The organism is Vibrio crassostreae 9ZC13 (assembly GCF_000272045.2).
Lineage (GTDB): Bacteria > Pseudomonadota > Gammaproteobacteria > Enterobacterales > Vibrionaceae > Vibrio > Vibrio crassostreae_C.
This window is the reverse complement of the sequence record NZ_AJYZ02000037.1, coordinates 126,171-145,312: the sequence shown is the minus strand read 5'-3', so window position 1 is coordinate 145,312 and position 19,142 is coordinate 126,171. Positions and strand designations below refer to the sequence as shown.

Genomic DNA, 19,142 nt, shown 5'->3' with positions numbered 1-19,142 from the left:
CGGCCTTTGTTCAAAATACAAGCTTATTTACTTAGCTATACGCTTGTACTTGATACGGTGCGGCTCTGCCGCTTGTGCGCCTAGAGTCTGCTTAAGCCACTCAGTGTACTCAGTATAGTTACCTTCGTAGAAGTTAACTTGACCTTCATCACGGTAGTCTAAGATATGGGTCGCAATACGGTCAAGGAACCAACGGTCATGCGAGATAACCATTGCACAGCCCGGGAATTCAAGCAGTGCTTCTTCAAGAGCACGTAGCGTTTCAACGTCAAGGTCGTTGGTAGGCTCATCGAGTAGCAGTACGTTACCGCCCGCTTTTAGCAGTTTCGCTAAGTGAACACGGTTACGTTCACCACCAGAAAGCTCACCGATGATCTTCTGTTGGTCGTTGCCTTTAAAGTTGAAACGAGAACAGTAAGCACGCGCAGGGATTTCGAAGTTGTTGATCTTAATGATATCAGCGCCTTCAGAGATCTCTTGGAATACTGTCTTAGTGTCGTCCATGCTGTCACGGAACTGATCAACAGAAGCAAGCTTAACGGTTTCGCCTAGTTCAACTGTACCTGAATCTGGCTGTTCTGCACCGCTTAGCATCTTGAATAGTGTTGATTTACCTGCACCGTTGGCACCAACGATACCGACGATTGCGCCCTTAGGCATGCTGAACGATAGGTCGTCGATAAGAACGCGATCACCAAACGATTTAGTCAGGTTGTTCACTTCAAGAACTTTATCACCTAGACGCTCACCTGGCGGGATGAACAGTTCGTTGGTTTCGTTACGCTTCTGGTATTGGCCAGTTGTCAATTCTTCAAAACGAGCCATACGAGCTTTAGACTTAGCTTGACGGCCTTTAGGGTTTTGACGAACCCATTCAAGTTCTTTCTCGATTGTCTTTTGACGTGCGCTTTCGCCCGCTTTTTCTTGCTTAAGACGCTCGTCTTTTTGCTCTAGCCAAGACGTGTAGTTACCTTCCCATGGGATACCTTCACCACGGTCAAGTTCTAGAATCCAGCCAGCTGCGTTGTCTAGGAAGTAACGGTCGTGGGTAATCGCCACAACAGTACCACTGTAATCAACAAGGAAGTGCTCAAGCCATGCTACTGATTCTGCATCCAAGTGGTTGGTTGGTTCATCAAGAAGCAGCATGTCTGGCTTTTCAAGAAGTAGACGACAGATAGCAACACGACGACGCTCACCACCTGATAGGAATTCAATTTTCGCATCCCACTCAGGAAGACGAAGTGCATCAGCAGCACGCTCTAGAGCAGTCTCTAAGTTGTGACCGTCTTTTGCTTGAATCAGAGCTTCTAGTTCGCCTTGCTCTTTTGCCAGTGCATCGAAGTCTGCATCTGGTTCTGCGTAAGCTGCGTAAACCGCATCAATACGCTTAAGTGCGTCAGCAACGTCAGAAACCGCTTCTTCTACGATTTCACGAACAGTTTTTGATTCGTCTAGCACAGGCTCTTGTGGTAGATAACCTACTTTAAGGCCTTGTTGTGCACGTGCTTCACCATCAATATCAGTATCAATACCAGCCATGATACGTAGTAGGGTAGATTTACCTGAACCATTTAGACCCAAAACACCGATTTTAGCGCCAGGAAAAAAGCTAAGAGAAATGTCTTTAAGAATTTGACGCTTAGGTGGAACAGTTTTGCTCACCCGAGACATGGTATATACGTATTCAGCCATTGCCGATCGATCCTAATTATTGTTCAAAATTGTCTGCTATTTTATACCAATATCCTCAAAGATGTTACTCCTAGGGCAGAAAAGCCACTCTTGAACTAATCCTTACCTATTATTGTCACATTGGTCATTAAAACTATATTTAATGGGCTTCTGAGGCGAAGTGTTAAATATTAATAATATTTACACTCAAATCCTTTACATTTGATGTGATGTCGGGCGTAAATAGACTTCACGTATTCATACACGCACTAAGGAAAGAGCGAATGTTTTTCCGCATTGGTAATACGAAAATTGCTGTGGCTGCATCGGCAATTTTGTCTTCGGTTTCACTGGCTCCGGTCGCTATGGCTAGCAATGCATCCGAGCTTGAAATGCAGCGTGACGTTTATGACAAAGCGCAAGAGGTTTTAGACAGCCGTGATCTAAAAGCTTACTCCGCGCTGCGTAACAAAATTCAAACATACCCTTTAACACCTTACACCGATTATCGGGCCTTTCTGATTGGCTTAGGTGATCGCACACCTGCTGAGGTCGATGCTTTCATTGAAGAGAACAAGGCATTGCCTTTATCCAATCGAATGCGCGCACCTTATTTGGACTCATTGGCTTCTCAAAAACAGTGGAAGACGATCCTTGAGTTTCAAACCAAAGAGCCTGTCGGTGAAAAATACCAATGTATTTATTATCGAGCGCATTACGAGCAAGGTAACCAAGAGCTTGCCTTTAAAGGAGCTAAACAACTTTGGTTGAGTGGTAGTGGTGTTGATGACGCTTGTGACCCTTTATTTAAAAGCTGGGATCAAGCTGGGCTAAGAACTGATGAGCTGATTCTGGATAGAATGCTGCTAGCGTTCGAGGGCCGTAACGGTAAGTTAATGAGCTATCTGATTAAGCAATTGGATCATGATGAGTCAATTGATCAAGCGAAGCAGATGAAGGCGTTGTACAACAAGCCTGAAAATGTACTCGCGTTTGCTAAAAAACATCCAGCGAATGAATTCTACCAAGCTCAAACCGAGTTTGCTTTCGAGAAGCTAGCAAGGAAATCATCAAGCAGTGCTCAAAAGGTGTTTGATGATGTCATCAAGGCTCAGAAGTTTTCGAAAGAGAAATCTCAAGATCTCGCTGATTACCTAACGTTTCGTCTGATCAACACCGACTCTGAAGAGTTAATGGTGTGGCGCGACAAAATGCTCGCGAGTTCATCAAAGCAAGTTCTGCTGGAACGACGTGCTCGCTTAGCAATTCAACATGCCGATTGGACGGGTTTGAAAGAGTGGATAGCGCGCTTGGATGATAAACATCAGGCTTCGCTTCGTTGGCAATATTGGCAGGGCAGAGCTGAAATCGCGACGGGCGATACTGACAAAGGCAATAAGCGACTGTCAGATATCTTGGGTCAGCGTAATTTCTACAGTGTGGCTGCGGCTAAGCAGTTAGGTAAGCCAGTTCAATATCCAACATCGACACTTAAATACAATGCTGAAACAGTGAAGCCATTCGACACCTCTTTGGTGCGTATTGGTGAACTGATTGACCGAGACAAAATTGCGGCAGCGAAAAGTGAATGGCGCTGGTTACTGACCAATGCAGATAAAGAGCAAAAAGAGATGCTTGCCGCTTACGCTGCGACACAGCGTTGGAATCACTTTACCGTAACAGCGAGTATCTCTGCGAAGATGTGGGATAACATTGCGCTGCGCTTCCCTGTTGCTCATAAGTGGTGGTTTAACTTCTACGCTGAAAAGCACGATCTCGATCCAATCACTTTGATGTCTTTAGCAAGACAAGAGAGTGCGATGGATTCAGAAGCTCGCTCTCCAGTTGGCGCGCGTGGCATTATGCAAATTATGCCCAAGACGGCGCAATACATAGCGAACAAACATAAGATTAAGTATCAGGGCAGCGATGATCTTTATGATGTCGGCAAAAACATTGAGATTGGCAGTCACTACTTAGATGGTTTACTCGCTCAATATGATGACAACCGTATCTTTGCGTTTGCGGCTTATAATGCTGGACCTAGCCGTGTGAAACAGTGGCGTTCACGCAGCGATGAAAAGCTCGATGCCTTTGCATTTATCGAAATGATCCCATTCAAAGAGACACGTGGCTACGTTCAGAATATCTTGATGTTTGAGACCTACTATCGAGATATCTTGGGTGAGAAAGGGACGTTTTTAGCGCCCCATGAGGCAAAAACGAAATACTAAGCCTTCGGCATTTGGCCCGAAACTGAGTAAGAATAAAGGCAGTGAGTGCTAACCATTTCCACTTACTGCCTTTTTACATTGGATCGCATCAAGTGTTTCGGTATAAAGTGTTAAACGCTTTCAATCGTTAAGCGACTCTTTAAAGTCAGAATTTAAAAGTAAGTGTAGAGATATGGCATCACAACCTGAATATGATAATTGGCAACAACTGATGGACTTGGTAAAGACGGCTGTCGAAAAAGATCAGCACGAGCTGTTGTTGACTATGATGATGACACCAGACGAGCGAGATGCTCTGGTTGCTCGAATTAATATCTTTTGTGAGCTGATGAAAGGCGATATGTCTCAACGACAGGTGAGTCAAATGCTGGGCGTAGGCGTAGCGACGATAACCAGAGGCTCAAATGAGCTAAAGGCCAAATCTGAGCAAGAGAAAGTCGTGATCGCCGACCTATTGCTAAAGTAATAATGGAATTAAGCTATCACGCAATAGTATGAATACGAATTCGATAAAAAACGCTAACTGGATGTTAGCGTTTTTTGTTTCTGAAGATTGTTCTTGGAATCTTTTGAAGTTTAAGGAAGCCTCAAATACTAAATAGGAAAGTGTTCAGGATTCACAAATGGGATCAGAGCCAAAATTAAAGCTTGATGATAGACCGAACTGCGTGACAATTGGTTATGTGTCAGTAGGCCAATGGCACCACCTTTCTGTTTGATATTGTCGGTACCAAACACTTCATCCATCACATCCCCTAACTCGTTTGCATGCTCTAGTTTCTCAAGCACGGCTGGTGGCAGCATCAGACTTGCTGAACGAGACTCGCCACGTTGGCCATTCGTTTCGATCACCATCCAGGCAAAGGTGACGTTTGTTTCTATTCCCGCTTCTAGACCAACATAGAAGTCTGCATCAGGCTGAGCTTGAGTTGCGTTGTGAACTCGATTCACGGCACCTTGATAGGTTTCATCATTGCTCATCGGTTGATCGGCGACACCACTAGGGACGCTGATGCCTTGGAAATCAAATTCAGTATCAGGAAAAGCAGATAAGAACGCACTTTTAACGGCGTTGATTTTAGCTGGGTTCAGCGATGCGATGATTACAGATTTCATGTGTCGGATTCTTTTTGTTGTCGATTAGATTGAGTTGATGTTGTCGGTACCAGTCACTCAATTCTTCTAGTGGCATGGGTTTACCAAAGTAATAGCCTTGCAGCATATCGCACTGTGCATCCTGTAACCACTGGTGCATGCCTTGAGTTTCAATCCCTTCGGCGGTGACCTTTTTCCCTTGAGCATGACACAACCCGATAACCGGTTTTACGATGTTCTGGTTATTGGTCTCAATCAAGGTATCCAAAAACGCTTTATCCAATTTAATTTTCTGAGTTGGATACTGCACCAGTTGAGTGATAGAGGTGTAACCGGAACCAAAATCATCAATCGCAAGTCGATAGCCCATGCATGCCAGTTCGTTCAGCAATGGAAAACCTTCTGAATTTGAGTAAAAGGTTTCAGTGATTTCAAAATCGATTAGGCTTGGTGGAATTCGATTTAACTCCGCGTGTTCTTTAATGAAACCCGCAAGATGAGTGGTTTCAATGCCAGCAGAAGATAGGTTGATCGACAATTGAATTGAGTGATCAAATTGAGCCTGAAGTCGATGGAATGAAGCAAACGCATTCTGTATTACCCAGCGGTCAACATGTTCAAACAGCCCGGTTTGTTCGGCTATTGGAATGAACTCATCTGGTGGAACCAAACCAAGTTGCTTTGAATTCCAACGCAATAACACCTCAACGCCAATAACATCAGTCCCGGTGGAATCCATGTAGGGCATGTAAACGAGCCTGAATTCATCATCAAAATTCTTACCTCTAAGCGCACGTTCAATATCTGCTTGGCGCTGAATGGCTTTGTCTAAATCCCGTGAATAGTCAGCAAATTGGTTTTTACCGGCACGCTTGGCTTGGTACATCGCGGTATCCGCGTTGGACAGAAGCTTCTCGATTGAGTTGCCATCATTAGGGTAGGTCGCAATACCAATACTGACCGTGATCGGAAAGCTGCCTGATTCGGTGACAAAGCCTTTTTGCAGTGGAGTGAGCAAATCGTTCGAGAATCGATGCGCGACATTTCCTCGGTGACTAGGAGCGTTAATGTAGACAACGAACTCGTCTCCAGAAAGTCGGGCTGGCATACAATGAGCGTCGAATTCCTCTTTATAATGACGACAAATATCTGAAATACGCTGAGCAAAAGAAACCAGAATCGAGTCGCCGATTTGATGCCCGTATTTGTCGTTCACAAACTTGAAGTTGTCCAAGTCAAAATAGAGAACCCAGGTTTCGGTATTCGAACTCGGTTTTGGCAACGATTGCTGAACGAAGGTTTGAAACTGATGCCTATTGGCTATTTGAGTTAACTGATCATTTTCGGCCAAGAGCTTGGTTTGCTGGTAGGTGTTGTCTAGCTCTTGATACATGTCATAAAAACGCTGTGATAGGCGGCCAAGCTCGTCACGAGTGCCTAAGCGTTCAATGTTCTTACGTTGTTTTTTTTCGACTTGCTGTAGCTGTCGATCGAGCCGTGTTATTGGAGTAATCACAGTGCGAGACAGAAGCATGAGTAGCAGAGCGACAGTTACAAACGCAGACAGTGCAAACGACAAACTCAGCTTGTTCCAAATTGAATCGAGCTTGTTTTCCAACAGGAATTGCGCCGGATCGACCGTGGCGTACAGTTCTGGTGCAAGCTTGACTGAGTGAGTAACATCATTTTCCAAAGAAACCGCTATGGATGTGAAGAACAAACTGGTTTGGTAGTCGAACTCTATCTGTTTTCTCAGCGCATTAAATTTGTCGAGAGAGACAGAGACAACAACAAAGAACACATCGTCGGGTTGATTGTTAACGGTTGGGAAAATCGCTTTTCTATCTACCTTGTCATAGTGAACCAACATCCCTTCGCCTTGGGAGTTTTGAATATAGTTGGTACTCGATGTTGCTAAGGTGTCTTGATAGTGCAGGTCAACATACTCCAATATCTTACTGTCAATCTGAGTGCGTGAGTCATTGCTATTATCCGCGTAATAACGCAGTTTTCGATCACCATTAAGAAGCGCTAAACCTGTATAGCTTTCATCGTCATCTTGCAGGAAATGAATGGCTTCTCGAAGATTACTGACCAGTTCAAGATCGCGAGATAGATTTTGATCAGTGAGAAAATAACGCTTCACCATATCACTCTGGGTCAAGGTGTAAGAGTAGCTATTGAGGAACGAACGAGATTGGCGAAAGTATCCGGCTAGTTTTTCCATGTTCAGTTGAAGTGCGTTGTCTTCGCGTTTGATGAAACTGCTTTTTTGCGTCGAATAAATAATATAGCTAGAAGCCGCGGTACTGATCAGTATCACAGGGGCTATTAGTAGTAAGATTTTAGTACTTAGCTTCATAGTTAATGACAACACTATTTATAAATTAAGCGCATAAGTTTATGTTACTTAATGCTTACTCGCTATTAATTATACGTAGTTCGATGATTTCCTGTGAAGGGGGTAAGGTTTTGTCTTTATTGATAAAAAAAGCCACTAATGAGTTTTTGTTAGAAAGGCTCGAGTAGTGGAGAGAGTAAGCGTGCCGAATGTGCGAAACAAGTGAATTGTGTTTCAGGCATGCTAGGGTGAGTTTTCTTAGCGAGAATAGTACTCGACTAGAGGGTGATTTAAGTATTTGGCCTGCTGTAGGCCAAATACTTATGTTAGCTAAAAGCTGATACTCACTTTCAGCTATGACAACTTAACTTGAGTCGCTTTGATGTTCTCACTTGGGTAGCAACCCAACACCTTAAGGTGGCGAGTAATGGCTGTTAGTTCCGTTATCGCTTGTTGCATATTATCTGAATCCAGATGCGCCTCTAAATCGACATAGAACATCTCTTCCCAAGGGTTACCCATGATAGGACGAGATTCTAGCTTAGTCATGTTGATGCCTAAGCGTTGCAGGATCAGTAGTGTTTCTACCAAAGAACCCGCCTCTTGAGATGTCGACATGATGAGCGTTGTTTTCGCTGGTATTTGAGTCGATACTTCAACAGGCTTACGCGCCACAACGATGAAACGAGTGTGGTTCTCTGTTTGGTTTGCAATATTGCTCTGGATTGGCTGTAGTCCATAAAGCTTACCGCTCGATGCATTACCAATAGCAGCTACGTCATTACCACCCAATTCTTTAACTTTTTTCATTGCATCAGCGGTGCTTGCGCAAGACTCAAGGTTGACACCCTTAAGGCGGCTCAAGAACTCACTGCATTGTTGATGAGGTTGTGGGTGCGAGTAGAGTGTTTTGATGTCTTCTAAACGGATATCACTTTTAGCAACAAGGCAGTGCTCAATCGGTTGAGAAAGTTCGCCAACAATGTATAGAGTCGTATGCTGTAACAGGTCGTAGACCTCGTTAATTGACCCTGAACTGGTGTTCTCAATCGGCAGGACACCGTAGTCGGCATGGCCAGACTCTACTGTTGATGCGACTTCTTTGAAGTGATTACAGTTCAGCTCAATCAATTCCATATTCTTGCGGCTGAAGTATTCGCGGCTCGCAAGGTGAGAATACGATCCCTTAGAACCTAAGAATGCAACGCGAGCCAATGGTTTACGGCTTTGCGGGTTCGCTAGGTTTTGTAAGTATGACTGTTGTAGTAAAACGGAATCTTCGATGATGGTGTGAAACAGCTTGGTAATGTACTGCGCATCAAGTTCGTATTTATCTTTGCCGTTGTTGATCAGCTTAACTAATAGTTGTTGTTCTCGTACTGCATCACGAACTGGTTTTGATGTCTCTACTTTGCTTTTAGCGACTTCGATACTTAGCTTGCGACGCTCTGAAAGTAACTTCAGGAGTTCGTCGTCTAAATCATTAAGACGAAGGCGGATATCATCCAGTGAAATTGAGCGGTCAGTCATAAATGTGTCCTTATAAAAAAGCCTCCCTAGTGTGGGAGGCTTCTTGTTCGTTTTTGACTTGTTTTTCTAAAACGACTTAGCCTCCGATTTACGGAAGAAAAAAGAAGTCAAAAATAAACAAAGATTGAGTGTACATAAAAAGTGATTGTTTTATGAATGTTTAAACACAATAAGCAAGCGAGCTACGAGCGTCAAGCAAAAAAATAGCGCCCTGAGGCGCTATTTTTTAATCTGTTCTCTTTCCTTATTCTACTTCAGCTTCTAGCTCTTCGATTTCAGGCTTTTCAGCGCGGCGCGCTTCTGGTTTATGGCGTAGCTTGTTGAGTTGACGCTCTAGTTTTTGTTCTACTTCGTTGATCGCTACGTAGAGGTCGTCATGGATTGATGAAGCAACAAGTTGGCCTTTTGGTACGGTTAGTACCGCTTCAAATTTCTTCTTCTTGTTTGGTTCTTCGCTAAAGCTCGCTTGGCAGCCAATGATGTCTACTTGCCATTTATCTAGCTTTTTAAATTTGCTTTCTATGTGATCACGGATTGCAGAGGTAATGTCGATGTTTTTACCAGTGATGTTCATTTTCATAGAAGTTTTCCTCTGTTGTATCCCTCATGGGTTAACTTCAGATTACGACTTTTAGGAATAAAGAATGTGATCTAGATCTTGTTTTGGTTGGGTGGGATAAGCATTAAAATCAAATGTGATCTTACGCAAGTCTTAGTATCTTTTTGGCGAAAAATGCTTGTTATCCTTATGAAAAACGATAACTTGGAGGCAAGGCTTCGCTAAAAATTAAATCAGTTTTTAGGGGTGTCCTACAGCCTATGGAAAGTACTTGATTGAAATTTACTCAATAGTGTTTTGTGATATAGGTCTTGTAATATAGGTCTTGTAATATAGGTCGCTACATAAGCTTCTTCAGAATTAGATAAACAAAAGCCGCATAAGTATTCTTATGCGGCTTTTGTGTTTTTTAGCTTTACCTAATACCTTTGGCTCCCCAGCTCTGGGATGGAGGCGATCCTAGTCGTTAGTGTTCAGTAATCTCGCTGTGCCGTCCTCTCGGATAGCATTGATAGCTTGTAATTGTTTATAGATTACGAAGTAACGATTGATGTTGGCAACATAGGTTACGGGTTCTTTACTCACGTATTTGCGAGTGATGATTTCTACGTTTTTAAACCAGATGTTTGGGTTGTAACCTTTCTGCTTGGCAATGCTCCTCATCTTTCTGATCTTAGCAGGACCAGCGTTGTAAGAAGCCAAGGTAAAGTAGATTTGATTGTCGGGGGATATTGCCGGGTCGTCAAAATATCGGTCTTTGATAAAGCGCATATACTTCACACCCGCATGGATGTTGTTATCCACCTTATGGATGTTCTTGATGTTGACGTTTTTATCTTTGGCGGTACTCGGTAATACCTGCATCACACCAATAGCCCCGCGATGAGAAATCCGGCTCTGATCCAGTCCTGATTCTTGGAAACCTTGAGCTGACATCATCAAAGGATCAAATTCATACTTGCTCGAATACTTTTCAAAGACATCTGAGAGTTTAGCTACTCGGTCTACTTTATTGGGGTTGAGTGCTCGGCCTAACCAGCGAGTATTGTCGATGTATTTCTGGTAGATGACATTCCCAAGCAGGGTGCCTGTTCGTGCGGTCTTGACGTATTTGTTTATCTCTTTCTTCAGTTGAGGGCTGTCTTTTCTTAAAGCCCAAGCAATACGACCATTTTCTCGTAAAGGTAAGTCGTTATGGACTTGAATGTTTTCCATTACATCGATCCAGAGCTTGGCTTTATGGTTATCCAGAATTGTGCCTTGTATATAACCTTGGTTAACCAGTTCTATCAGCTCGTAGTCTTGTAATGACTCCTCGATAAAGTGGACATGCAGTGGTGGTAAACCTAGCTCGTTAAGCTCCTTATTAACTCTTTGTACACTCTCGAAGTAACTCGAGCTTGCTCGTATCCACACCTCTTTGCCACTCAATTGCTTGATTTCGGTGATAGGTTCGGCCTTTTTCCCTGTGATAATGAGTTCTTTACCATCTTTAATCATCGGATCCGAAAAATCGATGGTTCGTAATCGTTTATCGGTGATCGTTAGGTTAGCGACAGCGACATCACCATAGCCAGACTCTAAAGAGGGAAGTAGATCATCTCGTTGCACGGGGATGATTTGAACATTGAGATAGGGATGTTTCTTACGAAGGCTTTTCTCAAAGTGGTAGAGCATTTCTGCCACGATGCCTTTTGGCTTGCCATCCTCGATGTAATAGAAACCAAGATCGGCAGACACTAGCACTCTAACCGTTCCTTTGGTTTTGAGCACATCCAAGTCACCCATGTAAGGCTTATTGCTTAATGGAGACAGTTCTAATGCGTAGGATAAGTGGCTAAATAGCGATATCCAGATAAATAATAACAACCTACTCACATCCACACTCCATGTTGATGTTTTGTTAAAAGTTATCTTTTGAAGATACCGTGTATTATGCGATCCATCAAGTTTGCGATATGTAGATGAAAAAAAACGCGCTAGTAAATTAGCGCGCTTTTAGGATTGAGATGTAAGAGGTTTGATTAAGGTAGTGGGTTTAACTCAATCAACTTTTCTGTTCTTAACACAGCGTCATCTAGGCCGAGTTGTTGATAAGCTTTTAGCTGGATATCTAAAGACTTACGCGCAGCAATGGTGTCTGGGTAAGTTTTTTGCAGCTCTTGCGTTCTGTTGATCGCAGCAATCCAAGCTTCGCGGCGTAGGTAGAAATCAGCGGTTGCTAAGTCATACTCTGCTAGGCGGTTCTTAAGTGCGAACATGCGTTTTTGTGCATCTTCAGCATAAGGGCTACTAGGGAAACGTTCGAGTAGTCGCTTGAAGTCAGCAAACGCAAGTTTCACTGGTTCAGGATCTCGGTCACTACGGTCGATATTAAAAATATCGTGCATGAAGTTTCGGTCTTGCGCCATGTGCGTTAAGCCGCGCATGTAAAGAACCCAGTCTTGTTTCTCATGCGTTGGGTTCAAACGTAGGAAACGTGAAATGGTAGCGAGGCCAAGTGCCAAGTCATCATTTTTGTAGTAAGCGTAAATCAGATCGAGCTGTACTTGCTCAGAATAGGCGCCGAATGGGTAACGTGAGTCTAGGGCTTCTAGCTTTTCTATTGCTGAAAGCCAGCTACCGCTCTGCAGTGATTCTTGAGCGTCAGAGTAGAGAACCGATGGTGGTACATCTGGCACTATCTCTTCACTACTTGAACAACCAACCAAGAGTGATACGGCTAATAGACCCGATAAAGTAAGGTGTTTCATGTCAGGCGTCGATTCCTTGAATTAAATATTTCGTAAGCTTCCGTTACTTTCTAACCAGTAACAGATACAATGATGCAATTATTCTATTTTATCCATACTAATGGGTATTAGTCTCACGGTTTTTAAAAAAGTTCGATATGGCTCAGCAGATCACATTAACAGACACAGTAAAAAGCAGCCAGTTAGGTCAACGTTTAGACCAAGCTGTCGCTGAACTATTTACCGATTTTTCTCGCTCTCGCATTAAAGAGTGGCTTCTTGACGGCAAAATCCAAGTGGATGGCGAAGTTATTACAAAGCCGCGCGTTAAGGTTTTGGGCGGTGAAGAGATCATCTTGCAAGCTGAACTTGCAGATGAAGAGCGCTGGGAAGCACAAGATATTCCTCTAAACATTGTCTACGAAGATGATGACTTATTGGTTATCAATAAGCCTCGCGATCTGGTTGTACACCCAGGCGCAGGCACACCGGATGGAACCATACTAAACGCATTGCTTTTCCATTACCCACAGATTGCAGAAGTGCCTCGTGCAGGTATTGTGCACCGTCTTGATAAAGACACAACAGGCCTTATGGTTGTGGCTAAAACGGTTCCAGCTCAAACTCGTCTTGTGCGTGCGCTTGCTAAGCGTCGTATTACTCGTGAGTATGAAGCAATTGCAATTGGCAAAATGACCGCTGGTGGTGTGGTAGAAAAAGGCATTAGCCGTCACGCAACTAAGCGTACTCTAATGGACGTAAATGAATTAGGGAAACCAGCGGTAACTCACTACCGTGTTGCTGAGCACTTCCGCGAGCATACTCGTATTCGTCTACGCCTAGAAACGGGTCGTACTCACCAAATCCGTGTTCACATGTCATACCTTCAGCACCCGCTGCTAGGTGACGTTGCATACGGTGGCCGTGCTCGTATTCCAAAAGGTGCATCTGAAGAACTAACGACCATGATTCGTTCTTTTGATCGCCAAGCGCTACACGCTGTTATGCTTAAATTTGTTCACCCAATTACAGGTGAAGAAGTTGAGTTCCACGCTCCTGTGCCAAATGACATGGTCGTGATGGCTGAAGCGTTACGTGTTGATGCGCGCGAAAACTTGGAAGACGACATTTAATCATGTCGATGATCATCCCTAACTGGAATGCACCTCAAAACGTGAAAGCATTTGCTTCGACACGTTTTGATGGTTTTTCTACTGGTGCGTATCAAGGATTAAACCTAGGTACGCATGTTGGGGATGATGCTTCGCTTGTTGAAAACAACAGAGCCTGGCTCAAGCAACACGCTAATATGCCTGCCTCTCCGGTATGGCTACATCAAACTCACTCAACAGATGTCGTTACGGTTTTACACCCTACGGCAGATATTCTTGATGCTGACGGTGCATTTACCACAGCTAAAGATGTTGTTTGTTCTGCGATGACAGCCGATTGCTTACCTGTAATCCTTACTGATACCAAAGGCACTCAAGTTGCTGCAGTTCATGCTGGTTGGCGTGGTCTTGCTGGTGGCATTCTTGAAAATGCCGTCGCAAAGTTTTCAAACTTAGGTTCAGAGAATAAGATCATTGCTTGGCTTGGTCCTGCAATAGGCAAACAAGCTTTTGAAGTAGGCGATGATGTGTTGGAAGCTTTCGTTAGTTTTGACTCTCAAGCTAAGCTTGCATTTGAAGCCAAAGCTGAACCGGGCAAATGGCTAGCGAATATGTCTCAGCTTGCAACGCAACGACTGAACAAAGTTGGTGTAACTTCTGTGACAGACTCTAATCTATGTACCTTCGCTGATGCCGATGCGTTCTATTCTTATCGTCGTGATGGTATTACTGGACGCCAAGCTACTTTTATTTGGTTAGAGTAACCTTTAGCTAGTGCAACCAGTCATCCAGCACAACTATATTTTTATATAAACTCTATTCTTCATTCCTATCCCTTGAAAATCCGCGTTACCGTATCCATCTTCTAACCATAAGATAAACATATCTAAGAGTAGGAAGGTTGGCATGCGTCTCGATCGATTCACTAGTAAATTTCAAATTGCGATATCTGATGCTCAGTCGCTCGCATTAGGTCGTGATCACCAATATATAGAGCCTGTACACCTAATGGTGTCGCTATTAAATCAAGATGGTAGTGCGATTCGTCCATTGCTTACCATGTTGAATATTGATGTGGTTCAGTTGCGTTCAAAGCTAAGCGAAATATTAGACCGTGTACCGAAAGTAAGTGGTATCGGTGGTGATGTTCAACTGTCGAATGCAATGGGTACTTTGTTTAACCTATGTGACAAGGTCGCACAAAAGCGTCAAGACACATACATTTCTTCGGAAGTCTTCCTACTTGCCGCAATTGAAGATAAAGGCCCTTTAGGTAACCTGCTTAAAGAGCTAGGCCTTACTGAGCAAAAATTATCTCAAGCTATCGAGCAGGTTCGTGGCGGTCAAAAAGTTGATGACCCAAATGCCGAAGACCGACGCCAAGCGTTAGAGAAGTTCACCATCGATCTGACTGAAAGAGCGGAGCAAGGCAAGCTGGATCCGGTAATTGGCCGAGATGACGAAATCCGCCGTACTATCCAAGTACTTCAGCGTCGTACTAAGAACAACCCAGTCATTATCGGTGAACCTGGTGTTGGTAAGACAGCTATCGTTGAAGGTTTGGCTCAGCGCATTATTAACAATGAAGTGCCAGAAGGTTTAAGAGGCCGACGCGTACTTTCATTAGACATGGGTGCTTTGGTAGCTGGCGCTAAATATCGTGGTGAGTTTGAAGAGCGTTTGAAGTCAGTCCTCAATGAATTGTCTAAAGAAGAGGGCAATATCATTCTCTTCATCGATGAAATTCATACTATGGTCGGCGCTGGTAAAGGTGAAGGCTCTATGGATGCCGGTAACATGCTAAAACCAGCGTTGGCTCGTGGTGAACTCCACTGTGTTGGCGCAACGACTCTTGATGAATACCGTCAATACATAGAGAAAGATCCAGCGTTAGAGCGCCGCTTCCAAAAAGTGCTTGTCGATGAACCAACGGTTGAAGACACGGTGGCGATTCTTCGTGGTTTGAAAGAGCGCTATGAACTCCATCATCATGTAGAAATTACCGACCCAGCAATCGTGGCTGCAGCAACACTATCTCATCGATACGTTTCTGATCGTCAACTGCCGGATAAAGCGATTGATCTGATTGATGAAGCGGCTTCGAGTATCCGTATGCAGATCGACTCAAAACCTGAGTCGCTAGATAAGCTCGAGCGTAAAATCATTCAATTGAAGATCGAGCAGCAAGCTCTTACCAATGAAAATGATGAAGCCAGTGAAAAACGCCTTCGAACATTACAAGAAGAGCTTTCTGACAAAGAACGAGATTTCGCAGAGCTTGAAGAAGTGTGGAATGCAGAGAAAGCCGCGCTTTCTGGCACGCAACACATCAAGTCAGAGCTAGAACAAGCTCGTATGGATATGGATTTTGCGAGACGTGCTGGTGATCTTAACCGAATGTCTGAATTGCAATACGGTCGAATCCCAGAATTAGAGAAGCAGTTAGATCTTGCGACTCAAGCTGAAATGCAAGAAATGACGCTGCTGCGTAATAAGGTCACTGATGCAGAAATTGCAGACGTGCTATCGAAGCAAACAGGCATACCTGTTTCTAAAATGCTAGAAGCCGAGAAAGAGAAGCTTCTTAACATGGAAGGTGTTCTACATAAGCGAGTTATTGGCCAAGCGGAAGCAGTCGAAGTGGTATCGAATGCGATTCGTCGTAGCCGTGCAGGTTTATCTGATCCAAACAAGCCGATTGGATCTTTCTTATTCCTTGGTCCAACTGGCGTTGGTAAAACGGAGTTGTGTAAAACACTCGCGAACTTCATGTTTGATAGTGACGATGCAATGGTGCGTATCGACATGTCTGAGTTTATGGAGAAACACTCTGTTGCTCGTTTGGTTGGTGCTCCTCCGGGTTACGTTGGATATGAAGAAGGTGGTTACTTAACAGAAGCAGTGCGTCGCAAGCCTTATTCAGTGATTTTGCTAGATGAAGTAGAGAAAGCGCATCCTGATGTTTTCAATATCTTATTGCAGGTGCTTGATGATGGACGCTTAACTGATGGACAAGGTCGTACAGTCGATTTTAGAAACACGGTAGTGATCATGACATCCAACCTTGGCTCTTCGAGAATTCAAGAGAACTTCAATACGCTCGACTACCAAGGAATAAAGAATGAAGTGATGGAAGTGGTAGGTAAACATTTCCGTCCTGAGTTTTTGAACCGAGTTGATGAAAGCGTGGTGTTCCATCCATTGGGTCAAGAGCACATTCAGTCGATAGCCGCTATTCAGCTTGAGCACCTTAAGAAGAGAATGGAAGACAATGGTTATGAGCTTGAAGTTTCGGATAAAGCACTCAAGTTAATTTCTCAAGTTGGTTTTGATCCAGTATATGGTGCACGACCTTTGAAAAGAGCGATTCAACAAAGTGTCGAGAACCCGTTAGCGAAAGCGATACTGGCAGGAAAAATTAATCCAGATAAGAAAGTGCAGCTATTAGTAAACAACGACCGCATTATTGCTCACCAATAGTTGAAGTAAGAACGGTAGGTACGATTGGCCGAAATTAAGGCTTAATCGTACCTATTTTAAACGCTTTGTGTGAATAGTGTTCGAACGGTCGCCGGTGGCGGTTTTTTTTCGTTTTTAGCCTTGTACAAAGAATTATTCTCTCTATAATGCGCCTCCGTTGCCAAGGATAACCAAGCGGTTTGAACTGAGTAACAAGACGGTGATAAGCATTTAAGATGCTTTGAAAAATTAGCTGGAAAAAGTGTTTGACACTGGAATCTAATCCGCTAGAATGGCCGTCCACTTCGAGAGGCTCCTTACTAAAAGGAAGGCTCAACAAGTAAAGCTCTTTAACAATTTAAACCTATCAATCTGTGTGGGCACTCGTTGATGAATATCAAAACGTTTTATCGTTAGATAAAACAGATTCTTCGGAATCAAAATTGATTTCAATGAACTGAGTGACCAATACGTTTAACTACTTGTAGTTATTCGGCACAGTCAATTCATTACCATTCTGTTCCTATTTATTTAAGAAGAGAGGGGTAATAGCTTTAGAATTACATGTTTACTTCGGTAAATATTAGTTTTGAAGTCAGTATTCGTTGAGTCACACCTATTAATTTAGGTAATCAAAACTTTAAATTGAAGAGTTTGATCATGGCTCAGATTGAACGCTGGCGGCAGGCCTAACACATGCAAGTCGAGCGGAAACGAGTTATCTGAACCTTCGGGGAACGATAACGGCGTCGAGCGGCGGACGGGTGAGTAATGCCTAGGAAATTGCCTTGATGTGGGGGATAACCATTGGAAACGATGGCTAATACCGCATAATGCCTACGGGCCAAAGAGGGGGACCTTCGGGCCTCTCGCGTCAAGATATGCCTAGGTGGGATTAGCTAGTTGGTGAGGTAATGGCTCACCAAGGCGACGATCCCTAGCTGGTCTGAGAGGATGATCAGCCACACTGGAACTGAGACACGGTCCAGACTCCTACGGGAGGCAGCAGTGGGGAATATTGCACAATGGGCGAAAGCCTGATGCAGCCATGCCGCGTGTATGAAGAAGGCCTTCGGGTTGTAAAGTACTTTCAGTTGTGAGGAAGGGTGTGTAGTTAATAGCTGCACATCTTGACGTTAGCAACAGAAGAAGCACCGGCTAACTCCGTGCCAGCAGCCGCGGTAATACGGAGGGTGCGAGCGTTAATCGGAATTACTGGGCGTAAAGCGCATGCAGGTGGTTCATTAAGTCAGATGTGAAAGCCCGGGGCTCAACCTCGGAACTGCATTTGAAACTGGTGAACTAGAGTACTGTAGAGGGGGGTAGAATTTCAGGTGTAGCGGTGAAATGCGTAGAGATCTGAAGGAATACCAGTGGCGAAGGCGGCCCCCTGGACAGATACTGACACTCAGATGCGAAAGCGTGGGGAGCAAACAGGATTAGATACCCTGGTAGTCCACGCCGTAAACGATGTCTACTTGGAGGTTGTGGCCTTGAGCCGTGGCTTTCGGAGCTAACGCGTTAAGTAGACCGCCTGGGGAGTACGGTCGCAAGATTAAAACTCAAATGAATTGACGGGGGCCCGCACAAGCGGTGGAGCATGTGGTTTAATTCGATGCAACGCGAAGAACCTTACCTACTCTTGACATCCAGAGAAGCCAGCGGAGACGCAGGTGTGCCTTCGGGAGCTCTGAGACAGGTGCTGCATGGCTGTCGTCAGCTCGTGTTGTGAAATGTTGGGTTAAGTCCCGCAACGAGCGCAACCCTTATCCTTGTTTGCCAGCGAGTAATGTCGGGAACTCCAGGGAGACTGCCGGTGATAAACCGGAGGAAGGTGGGGACGACGTCAAGTCATCATGGCCCTTACGAGTAGGGCTACACACGTGCTACAATGGCGCATACAGAGGGCAGCAAGCTAGCGATAGTGAGCGAATCCCAAAAAGTGCGTCGTAGTCCGGATTGGAGTCTGCAACTCGACTCCATGAAGTCGGAATCGCTAGTAATCGTGAATCAGAATGTCACGGTGAATACGTTCCCGGGCCTTGTACACACCGCCCGTCACACCATGGGAGTGGGCTGCAAAAGAAGTGGGTAGTTTAACCTTTCGGGGAGGACGCTCACCACTTTGTGGTTCATGACTGGGGTGAAGTCGTAACAAGGTAGCCCTAGGGGAACCTGGGGCTGGATCACCTCCTTATGCGAAGATATTTACGATGAGTACCCACACAGATTGATGGTTTAATAAGTTAAGAGTAGGAAATACTTTTCCAGATGGGGCTATAGCTCAGCTGGGAGAGCGCCTCGCTGGCAGCGAGGAGGTCTGCGGTTCGATCCCGCATAGCTCCACCATCTTTAAGTGTTCTTCCTTAAGAATCTTTAAAAATGGTTATTTCTTTTGAAATATCT

12 protein-coding genes, 1 tRNA gene, 1 rRNA gene and 1 other annotated feature are annotated in these 19,142 nt (G+C 44.3%); of the genes, 7 read left to right on the top strand and 7 right to left on the bottom strand.

All coding sequences use genetic code 11. The features are described 5' to 3' along the window. Positions 1–27: 27 nt before the first annotated feature. Positions 28–1,695: an energy-dependent translational throttle protein EttA gene (ettA, locus tag A136_RS11435; RefSeq protein ID WP_017056147.1), complete on the bottom strand. Its 1,668-nt coding sequence runs from the start codon at positions 1,693–1,695 to the stop codon at positions 28–30. A 263-nt stretch (positions 1,696–1,958) separates the two neighbouring features. Between ettA and sltY the strand changes: the two genes are divergently transcribed. Continuing rightward, positions 1,959–3,908, top strand: coding sequence for a murein transglycosylase (sltY, locus tag A136_RS11430; RefSeq protein ID WP_017062856.1), 1,950 nt, complete (start codon positions 1,959–1,961; stop codon positions 3,906–3,908). Positions 3,909–4,080: 172 nt separating this feature from the next. After that, entirely contained in the window at positions 4,081–4,374 is a 294-nt protein-coding gene (gene trpR, locus A136_RS11425) for a trp operon repressor (RefSeq protein WP_017059358.1), read from the top strand. A 128-nt stretch (positions 4,375–4,502) separates the two neighbouring features. Here the strand turns inward: trpR and yjjX are convergent, their stop codons facing one another. From yjjX to A136_RS11395, 6 genes are all read right to left on the bottom strand, one after another. After that, on the bottom strand, positions 4,503–5,024 hold the full coding sequence (yjjX, locus tag A136_RS11420) for an inosine/xanthosine triphosphatase (protein ID WP_017062855.1): 522 nt from the start codon (positions 5,022–5,024) through the stop codon (positions 4,503–4,505). Next, positions 4,987–7,365: a putative bifunctional diguanylate cyclase/phosphodiesterase gene (locus tag A136_RS11415; protein WP_017062854.1), complete on the bottom strand. Its 2,379-nt coding sequence runs from the start codon at positions 7,363–7,365 to the stop codon at positions 4,987–4,989. Before A136_RS11415 ends, yjjX begins: the two co-directional genes overlap by 38 nt. Positions 7,366–7,698: 333 nt before the next feature. Next, the gene (gene pheA, locus A136_RS11410) at positions 7,699–8,874 is read right to left on the bottom strand and encodes a prephenate dehydratase (protein ID WP_017059361.1); all 1,176 of its coding nucleotides are present in this window, start codon (positions 8,872–8,874) and stop codon (positions 7,699–7,701) included. Between the two features lie 12 nt (positions 8,875–8,886). Continuing rightward, positions 8,887–9,008: a sequence feature (Phe leader region), on the bottom strand. Positions 9,009–9,118: 110 nt separating this feature from the next. After that, positions 9,119–9,454, bottom strand: coding sequence for a ribosome hibernation-promoting factor, HPF/YfiA family (gene hpf / locus A136_RS11405; RefSeq protein ID WP_004735034.1), 336 nt, complete (start codon positions 9,452–9,454; stop codon positions 9,119–9,121). Positions 9,455–9,892: 438 nt separating this feature from the next. Continuing rightward, entirely contained in the window at positions 9,893–11,317 is a 1,425-nt protein-coding gene (locus A136_RS11400; RefSeq protein WP_346393666.1) for a lytic transglycosylase F, read from the bottom strand. Between the two features lie 140 nt (positions 11,318–11,457). Continuing rightward, on the bottom strand, positions 11,458–12,186 hold the full coding sequence (locus A136_RS11395) for an outer membrane protein assembly factor BamD (protein WP_017059363.1): 729 nt from the start codon (positions 12,184–12,186) through the stop codon (positions 11,458–11,460). Positions 12,187–12,323: 137 nt separating this feature from the next. Between A136_RS11395 and rluD the strand changes: the two genes are divergently transcribed. From rluD to A136_RS11370, 5 genes are all read left to right on the top strand, one after another. Then, positions 12,324–13,298 carry a 23S rRNA pseudouridine(1911/1915/1917) synthase RluD gene (gene rluD / locus A136_RS11390; protein WP_017059364.1) on the top strand — a complete coding sequence of 325 codons (975 nt, stop codon included), beginning with the start codon at positions 12,324–12,326 and terminating at the stop codon, positions 13,296–13,298. 2 nt (positions 13,299–13,300) lie between these two features. Next, positions 13,301–14,041, top strand: a complete 741-nt coding sequence (gene pgeF, locus A136_RS11385) for a peptidoglycan editing factor PgeF (protein WP_017062853.1) — start codon at positions 13,301–13,303, stop codon at positions 14,039–14,041. A gap of 142 nt (positions 14,042–14,183) precedes the next feature. Further along, positions 14,184–16,757: an ATP-dependent chaperone ClpB gene (gene clpB, locus A136_RS11380; RefSeq protein WP_017062851.1), complete on the top strand. Its 2,574-nt coding sequence runs from the start codon at positions 14,184–14,186 to the stop codon at positions 16,755–16,757. Between the two features lie 621 nt (positions 16,758–17,378). Next, a 16S ribosomal RNA gene (locus A136_RS11375) occupies positions 17,379–18,933 on the top strand. 76 nt (positions 18,934–19,009) lie between these two features. Next, a tRNA-Ala gene (locus A136_RS11370) sits at positions 19,010–19,085 on the top strand. Positions 19,086–19,142: the final 57 nt, after the last annotated feature.